A 1,737-nucleotide genomic window follows, 5' to 3' on the forward strand; every position below is an offset into this window, starting at 1 on the left:
CGTTTCCAAGTGCTGGTCGCCACCCACATGAATACGGACAACCTGCACAACCACTTCGTTATCAATTCTGTGTCTTATGTGGACGGCAAGAAATATGAGCAACGCCGCAGCCAGTATGCCGAGTTCCGGGCAGCATCCGACAAGCTGTGCCGGGAGTACGGCTTGTCGGTGGTGGAGCAGCCCAAGGCAAAGGAACCGGCACGGTACGCCCGGATGCGGGAAGCCATCGACCAAGCCTGTGAGGATGCCAGCACCGCCGAGGATTTTCACAGATCGCTGTATCGGCAAAGGTATATTTTCGGCAGTGACCCTAACCGCAGGTACGCAACCATCCGGGCACGGGATGGCGGACGAGCCGTGCGACTTTATAGGCTGGGAGAAGAATACGATCTTGCAGCCATCGATGACCGACTGCGCGGAAATTACCTGTTGTATGGGGCAGGGTTATATGAACGGAAACACCCGCCCCGGCAGTATACGCCGAAACGATATCGCTCCAAGGATACCTATGCGGGAAAAGGTGTTCTCCAGATTTTCTTCGAGGTATTCTTCGGAGAATCCCAAATGCACCGCTTGTATCTGTACTACTGTTATCAGCTGGGTATCCTGCCCAAGAAACAGCAACCGCACATCAACCGCCCGGAACTGGAGCGCATCTGGAAAGACACCGAGAGAATCCTTGCAGAACACGCTTTTGTTCATGACCACAAGTTCCCATCTTTACAGGCCATCGTGGACTACCGCAAGGGCTTGTCCCGGCAGATAGATGCCCTTGCCGCACAGCGGGCTGAAATCGTTAAGCAGATGCGCAGAAAAGATGCTTCTCCGAAACTGGCTGACCGCCGTGCAATGCTTACCTGTAAGATTGCCGAACTCCGCAAAGAGGACAAGATTGCAGAGGGAGCAATCAAGCGTATTCAACGCACACGCGAATCCAACCGTATAGACCAAGAAAACCGAAATCAACATACAAACAATAAAACCCGCAGCCGAGATTCTTCTCGCCAGCGATAAGGAGGCACAATGGCTTACATCAAGAAAAAATCTGAACGGAAATTCAAAATCACTGTCTGCAACGGCTATAAGGTCAATGGGCAGAAACGGATGAAAGCGCAGACCATCACTGTGCCATCATCTGTGCCAAAGCGCGGCATTCAGCAGTATGTCATGGCTGAAGCGGAACGCATCGAGAAAAAGTTCAAGTATGGCGTAGAAGAAAGCGATCAGACCCACTTTGAACAGTATGCCGAGAACTGGCTCAAGAGGCAGGAACCGTTTTTCAAAGCTACCACCTATGCAGGGTACAAACGCAATCTGGATATTGTTTATCCGCTGATTGGAGGCATCCCTCTTGCAAAGTTGCTCCCCATGACTTTAGAGGAAATGTGCGAGGAATTGCGCAAGCGCCCCGGACGTGGTGGAAACTGCATCAAGGAAACAACGGTGCAGAAATACCTCGAAACGGTTTCCTCTGTGCTGGAGGATGCCAAGAAAAATGACATTATTCCGTTTAATCCGGCGCACCGCGCTCGGAAAAAGCATTTTGAAAAGGAGGTGCAGCATATTCCGCAGAAGTATGAAATGAGTAAACTAATGCGGACGATTCAGAACGAACCGATTCTGTATCGCGCCTATTATACCTTGGCAATTACGACCGGATTGCGGCGTGGGGAACTGTGCGCCCTGCAATGGCGGGACATAACCGGTGCTTGTGAACTGACCGTCCGCCGTTCCCGC

Annotated in this window: 2 protein-coding genes; both read left to right on the top strand. The window is 51.8% G+C overall.

Annotated features, from left to right (window positions below):
• The coding region (locus B5D32_RS14610; RefSeq protein ID WP_078785675.1) for a relaxase/mobilization nuclease domain-containing protein at nt 1-1,014 on the top strand (1,014 nt) is incomplete at its 5' end.
• Between the two features lie 9 nt (nt 1,015-1,023).
• The coding region (locus tag B5D32_RS14615; RefSeq protein WP_143402822.1) for a tyrosine-type recombinase/integrase at nt 1,024-1,737 on the top strand (714 nt) is incomplete at its 3' end.

The organism is Gemmiger formicilis (assembly GCF_900167555.1).
GTDB lineage: Bacteria > Bacillota > Clostridia > Oscillospirales > Ruminococcaceae > Gemmiger > Gemmiger formicilis.